The organism is uncultured Thiohalocapsa sp., from assembly GCF_913062725.1.
Lineage (GTDB): Bacteria > Pseudomonadota > Gammaproteobacteria > Chromatiales > Chromatiaceae > Thiohalocapsa.
The window spans coordinates 43,047-49,602 of record NZ_CAJXWY010000028.1 but is presented as its reverse complement, the minus strand read 5'-3'; the positions used below and the strand labels follow the sequence as shown (position 1 = coordinate 49,602).

The following is a 6,556-nucleotide window of genomic DNA, read 5'->3' as shown; positions in this document are numbered from 1 at the left end:
CACCTCCCCTGCCAGCGCCAGCGACCTAAACCGCACCGGCAATCCCAGCCTTCTGAGGCGGGGGGCTAAATGATTACGCGCAAGGCGCCTCCCCAGCCCGCTCTTCTGGTGCTCGGCGACATGAGCATCCAGGGCAACATCAAGCCGGTGCGTTCCTTGACCGAGCCCCTCCAGGTCGCCATGGACAACGGCGGCAAGCGCGCGCTGATCCCGATTGAGAACAAGCGCCAGTTCCTGGAGGTCAACCCGGATGTCCTCGAGCAGGTCGACCCGGTGTTCTTCGGGGATATGCGGCAGGCGGCGTTCAAGGCTCTGGGGCTTACTTGATGTTCGTTCCGTTCTCTCTGGCACCTACGATTATCTGGCCCGAGATGCGATGTTGCGGCAGGCGAGCTGGGTGTGTACGGACGGCCGGCGCAAGTAGCAGGTTATGAAGATCCATTTCACCAAGAAGGAGTATCAGATGCTGGTCGAGATGCTCCTCACCGCCGATTGGGTGATCCGTTCCCACGAAGAAGAGCCCCGCGCCGAGACGAAGCCTTACGATGACCTGCGGAAGAAGGTGCTGTCCCATTTCAAGGAGATGGGCATGGAGGACGCCTTCGAGTACGTCCCGGACGAGGACGAGTACTTCGAGACCGGGGACTACGAGGAGCGAGCGCCTCACATGGGGTTCATCGACGAGTACGACGAGCGGAGCTTCTGGAGCCTGCTGGCGAGCAAGCTCGCGAGTCGGGATCTTGCCGCCGAGGAGGCCCTGAGCGCGAGCGGAGCGCTGGACGAGGAGCCGCGGTCCATCAGGCTCTTCGAGATCATCGAGCGCTACGAGGAGGCCTTTGCCGAGAGCGGTCTAGAGTCCGTGCAGGTTGCCGCGAAGCATGCACCTGGGTGTCGCGGCGGACCTGCGGGCGAATCTGAGCCGCCTGGGCATGGCCGGCGGTCTCGAACAGGAGGAGTGGGCTCGGTTCGCGGCGATGGTCCGATCCCGGCTTGGCATCGAGCTGGGCGAGCTCACAGGGGAGGGCGGCTCATGAGTGTGGCGCCGTCGGCGCCCAGTGCCCGTCCGCGCGAGATCCTCGCGACCATCGGACGGGCCTATCCGCATCTGTGGCCTGCGGTGGACCGGTTGCGCGCGATGCGGGCCGATGATTTCCCAGAATGGCCGGATTGGTGTTTTCTGCCGATGCAGGGCGCCTACGCGATTCTCAGCGGTGGCGGCGATCGGCGTGTCCCGCTGGACCGCATCCATCATGTCGGCATCGTTGCGGCTCTCGCGGCTTGGCGGGTCACGCAGGGCGTCTATCGCTTCGATCCCGCGGTCGCGGAGGCCGTCGCGGCCACGCCTCTGGATGGCGAGCTGCCGACCGATCTGCTGTACCGCCTTCCGGAGTGGTGCGTCTACATCGAGACTCCGGGCCGGACTTGGGAGGGGCGGGCGCTGCACGGTTTCTGGGCGCACGTCGAATGGGAAGAGGGGGACGGCGCCAACGAGCTTCGTCTGGTGCTCGACACGGCGGAGACCCCGGATCTCGCACTCGATCCCGTGCGGGGGCTCATCCCTGTGCCCTTGATTCTGGGCGAGGGCTCCCTGGCCGATGCGCTGGATCGGTTGGCTGCGAGCAGCCGGCGCCGGCTCGAGGCCATGGGCCTCCAGGATCTGGCGATGCCACCGTCAGACCCATCGCGACTGCTTGGCGAGACGCAGCCCCTGGTGGCCTTGGTGCTCTACCTGTGCGCGGAAAACGCCGAGATTGGCGATGGCATCCGTCGTCCGTCAGTCCCGACGCCCAAGCGCACCAAACGCGGTCCGCGCCTGTTCCCGCCAGACCGGCTGACGGCCTGGGACGTGGGCTTGCGGTTGGGGGCGGCATTGCGCCGCGCCGAATTCTCGGGTGAGCCAGGCGTTGAACACGGTGAGCGGGCCAGACCGCGCGCCCATATCCGCCGGGCGCACTGGCATACCTTCCGGGTCGGAGAGGGTCGGCGCGGCTACAAGGTCAAGTGGATGGCGCCGACCCCGGTGAACGTGCGCGATCCGGAGGCGCTGCCGGCGACGGTGCGGCCGGTCTCATGATCTACAGCAGATCGGAGCGGGTCGAGTGCGCGAACGGATCGATGAAATCGGCGCGCTCAGGGAGGCCCTGGGGTCAAGAACGGCCCGTTGGAGAAGCGCAGGTATAGCCTCTTTGCGATCGGCGCCGGGCGATCTCGTCGACCAGCTCGATGCCGGCCTCGTAGGATTCGACACCGGTGCTGTGCATCCGGCCCCGGTTCGAGCCGATGCCGCCCCAGATCTTGACCAGGGTCCAGTCACCGAACAGATCCTGGTCGAGGAAGACCTGGTAGTAGCGGGCCTTCTCGGGGTTGATCTAGGAGCGTTGTGTTGCGGAAGGGGTCATGCGGTGCAGGATAGACATCTCACGGGCTCAGCTGGTGAGTCCGTGACTCCGCCTCAGGTTCCGGTGATGTCCTGGTGGTCCGGAAGCTGGACAGGCTCACGTGATCTGCGTGTGGTACGCGGCTATGGGAGTCGGTTGGCTACGGTTGAACAAAGCGCAGAACTGGATGGCAGACTACGTGGACGATCTAGGATTCGAATTGGAGACCGCGCTCGCGTGGTTCCCGCATGTTGTGGAGGAACCGTATGTGCTCGTCAAGGTTGACGCGGAGCATGTGGCTGCCTGGTCTGGGGCGCTGGGAGTCGCGGTAAGGCGATGTTACTTGTCCGACGAGCTGATCCTCGTGCGCGCCGGAGATCTAGGTGCGGAGCCAAAGGACATTATCGCAGCCGCGCTGCCCGATCCTGGGTCCACTATGTCCGGGGATTTTGGAGAGATTCTCGTCTTTTTCTACCAGGCCTCACGAGAGCTGCCCCAAGCGGTCTTCGGGCCGCGTAAATGGCGGTTGAAGCAGGATCGCACGAAGCCTGCTCCGCATTCGGATGTTGTCCAGTTTGTGCTTCCGCACTGGCCAACGCCAAGCGGAGATGACGCTCTGCTCTGCTCCGAGGTTAAGACTAAGGCGACGAATGGCACGTTCAAGCCAATCAAGGAGGCCATTAAGGACTCCGAAAAGGACAGGATCTCGCGGTTAGCGAAGACGCTGGTTTGGCTGCGCGAAAAGGCGTTACTGCAAGACATCGATGGGGTGGATATCGCTATGCTTGAACGATTTATCCGGGCTACGGATCACCCTGCGGCCTTGCGGCGCTTTCGGGCAATCGCGGTGATCAGCTCGAATATCATCGACCAACAGCTTGGGGACGCGCCGACCGAGATTCCTGACGACTATACGGTCGTTGTCATTTCTGTGCCTGAGTTGAAGGCTACCTACGAGTCGGTATTCGAGGCGGCGAGGCAGGCGGTCCCCGTCGTGGCGGAAGAAACCTGAGGCTTCCATGCGAGAGGCACTGTCACGGTGGGTTCGCGATGCCGATGCGCTGCGGCAGGTCGAGCATTTCCGTCTTGCCGAGACGCCACCCAGTTTCGAGTATGTGAGTTCGAGGATCGATGACCTCTACTTATCACTCACTGGCGAACTGTTCGATCGAATCCGAGGCGATTACGAGAATCCCGACGAGTGGGCGCGGCTAGGAAACGCGTTCGCGCAGTTCGCCAGCGGTCCCGTCGAGTCCGATCAACCAGGCGCTGGCGTCTCGCGTGCCGAAGCGGCGCTGTTCGCCGCCGCAGCTTTCTATTTCGGCGGGTTTCCGGCCTCTGCCTACCTGGTGCTTCGAGAGAGTGCGCCAGCGGGATCGGACGAAGCGTTCCTTGCCTGCCACGATCTGCTGGCTAGGCCGAATGCGATGTCGTCAGATGTCGGGAGAGCGCTGCTTACGGCCGTCCGAATCGGAGATTCCGAGGGGGTGTCGAGCACTGTCGCCGCGGTGGCCGCGAGGGCTGCGTCGATGCTGGACGTGGGGCCAGAAGCGTGGATCCCTGCCCGACTGTTGGAGCGGTTGGGCAGGCGGTTCGCCGCAGCGAATGTCAGAGCCGTCTTGCCTGGCGGATACTCACCGTTCTGGTCGCCCCTGGTCACGTCGCTACTCGATCGCAGGCCTCCAAGCTGGGACTTCTTCCCGTCGCAGATCGAGGCTATCGGTCGGGGGCTCCTGACGAGCGAGGAAACCTTCACGCTGCAAATGCCGACCGGTGCAGGCAAGACCGCGCTGTCGGAGACTCTGCTTTACTACCACCTCATGGCCAAACCCTCGACAGCCGCAGTTCTGCTGGTGCCTTTTCGGTCCCTGGCCTCGGAGCTGCGGGAAACCCTCGTGCCGCGCCTAAACGCCATGGGGTTGCCGTCGCGTTGTGCCTATGGTGGAACCGTACCGTCCGCCGACGAGATCCAGGACCTCGATCAGGCCAGAGCGCTGGTCGCAACGCCGGAAGCTTTGTCCGGTCTCTTGACTGCGGAAACCTCCTTCTATCAGCGCGTGTCGCTCGTCATCTGCGACGAGGGGCACTTGCTCGATTCTGCGGGTCGGGGCGTAGCCCTAGAGCTGCTTCTCGCACGACTCAAAGCGCGGGAGAGCGGTGCGCCACGCTTCGTCTTCGTTTCTGCGATCGTTCCAAACGTCGAGGAGATCAACGCCTGGCTGGGTGGCAGCGACGGTACCGTCGTGCGGAGTTCTTATCGTCCGGCCTTCGCCGACTTCGCCGTGCTGCGACCCAGCGGGACCGGGGCCGGGACCGTGGTGCAGCTGGAGCTTCATCCCCACGATCCTTCAATTCGGGTTGGCGTGGACAAGTTTCTGGCCCGACGGGATTTTCAGTACATCAATCCGGCCAGCACGCAGCAAAAGACTTACTCCTTCACATCGAAGAAAGCGCAGGCGGTTGCTACCGCGCGCAAGGCGTTGCCGATGGGCGCTGCCGTAGTGTTCGCGGCGAACAAGCGTGGAAATCAGGGAGCGGTTGGACTGGCCGAAGAGTTGATGAACCAGCTAGAAGCGCCGGTCCCACTGCCGGCGCCGTCAGCGTTCGCCGAGGGTCCAGCCGTTGCTGCGGCGGCCCAGTACTTCGAACTGGAGTACGGGGCTGCCTGGATTGGTACGCGTGCGCTTCGCGCCGGCGCCGTGCTGCACCATGGCGATGTGCCCCAAGAGAGCCGCGAGGTCATCGAGGGGTTGCTGCGTCGAGGAAAGGTGCGACTCGCGATCTGCACGAACACGCTCGCCGAAGGCGTGAACCTTCCGATCAGGACCTTGGTGCTCTATTCGGTCAGACGCATGCGCGCGGACGGCGCCCAGGAAAACCTATTGACTAGGGATATAAAGAATCTCGTCGGGCGGGCCGGGCGAGCGGGAGCGTCGACGAAGGGTCTCGTGATATGCGCCAACCCGCAGCAGTGGCCGCTGGTCGAGCCGGTCGCTCTCCAGGCGGCCGGCGAGAACGTGATCGGGGCGCTGTATACACTCATCCGCAGAATCACGAGTGCGCTCCAGGGTCAGGAGGTCGCCTTGACCAACGAACTTTTGGAGGGGGTGCCGGATCTGTACGCCCTTATCGATGGCGTCGATGCCACGTTGGTTGACTTGGCCGCTGAGGAGATCGGGGAGGCGCGACTCCTCGAAATTGCCGAACAACTCGTCAGCGAAACCTTTGCTGCTCGAAGGGCAGATACGGAAGATCGACGGCTGATGAACCGACTTTTCGAACTCAGAGCAAGGCGAGTTGCCGAATTTCAGGCGAGGGGACGGATTCCCTGGATTCGCGAGACGGGAGCGCGTGCCCGTCTGGTGGAGTCGGTGGAAAACAGCCTGGCGCCTCGACTCCCACGTTGGGACGGAATTGTCGACCCGAGAGACCCTGCTTTAGTCCGGGCGTTGATAGGATGGGCGTGGACTTACGCCGACGTCCAGGCCGCGATTCGCCAAGCCTATCGGGCGCAGGCCGGCTCCACTGAACCGGGCGTGTCGTTCGAGGCGTTCGAGGCGACCATCGCCCAGTGGCTCGCTGGATATACGTTCGAGGGGCTCGCGATACAGGCAGGCCTTTCTGTCGACGACTTGCTCGGCGTGCATTCACGCGTGTGGACCTATGCCTTGCAGACGGTGATCGAGCAGGGTGTCGCGGTTCTTGCCAAGGTCATCGAGTCGACGGGAGGGTCCCTTGCGCAGGCCGTTCGGCAGTTTCCCGAGCTGCTAAGGTTCGGGGTGCCGACGGTGCATGCTTGTACGCTGATGCATGGAGGGTTTCGACACCGCAGGGCAGCGGTTGCACTGGGGATTCGGCCCGAGCTGGTCGCACTGTCTGCGGAGGCGAAGGACCAGCTGTTCGCGGAGGCCCAGCGGGTACTCGATACAGACGGCGCGGGTTGGCGCGTATATCTCGGCGATTTAGTCATGGACAACACGCTGGCGGATCTGCGCAAGGGACCGTCAGAGAAAGCCTAGCGACGCCGCCAGATCGACAGCGCAGAGGTGTCCTTGGCCGAGATCTGGAGTTCTATCGTTGAGGACAACCGTGCTGCCAGGCTAGACGAGTCCGCGGCTGTGAAAAAAAAGCACTTAGAGTTGGTGAGGGCGATTCCGGCCCAAAACGTCAAAAATCTG

General features: G+C 63.3%; 5 protein-coding genes. 4 read left to right on the top strand and 1 reads right to left on the bottom strand.

Annotated elements, in window-relative coordinates; genetic code table 11:
• The first annotated feature begins 69 nt into the window (after positions 1 to 69).
• Both QZ588_RS09550 and QZ588_RS09545 read left to right on the top strand, forming a co-directional pair.
• Positions 70 to 327 (top strand): hypothetical protein, encoded by a 258-nt coding sequence (locus QZ588_RS09550; protein WP_295542110.1) that lies wholly within the window; start codon positions 70 to 72, stop codon positions 325 to 327.
• Between the two features lie 103 nt (positions 328 to 430).
• Complete coding sequence (locus tag QZ588_RS09545; protein ID WP_295542108.1) at positions 431 to 2,074, top strand: hypothetical protein; 1,644 nt, start codon at positions 431 to 433, stop codon at positions 2,072 to 2,074.
• Positions 2,075 to 2,147: 73 nt separating this feature from the next.
• On the opposite strand, the gene QZ588_RS09540 is transcribed toward QZ588_RS09545, so the two are convergent.
• Positions 2,148 to 2,369, bottom strand: a complete 222-nt coding sequence (locus QZ588_RS09540) for a WGR domain-containing protein (protein ID WP_295542114.1) — start codon at positions 2,367 to 2,369, stop codon at positions 2,148 to 2,150.
• Positions 2,370 to 2,565: 196 nt separating this feature from the next.
• Between QZ588_RS09540 and QZ588_RS09535 the strand changes: the two genes are divergently transcribed.
• Both QZ588_RS09535 and QZ588_RS09530 read left to right on the top strand, forming a co-directional pair.
• Positions 2,566 to 3,390, top strand: a complete 825-nt coding sequence (locus tag QZ588_RS09535) for a Hachiman antiphage defense system protein HamA (protein WP_295542106.1) — start codon at positions 2,566 to 2,568, stop codon at positions 3,388 to 3,390.
• 7 nt (positions 3,391 to 3,397) lie between these two features.
• Positions 3,398 to 6,397 (top strand): DEAD/DEAH box helicase, encoded by a 3,000-nt coding sequence (locus QZ588_RS09530; RefSeq protein ID WP_295542104.1) that lies wholly within the window; start codon positions 3,398 to 3,400, stop codon positions 6,395 to 6,397.
• The last annotated feature ends 159 nt before the right edge of the window (positions 6,398 to 6,556 follow it).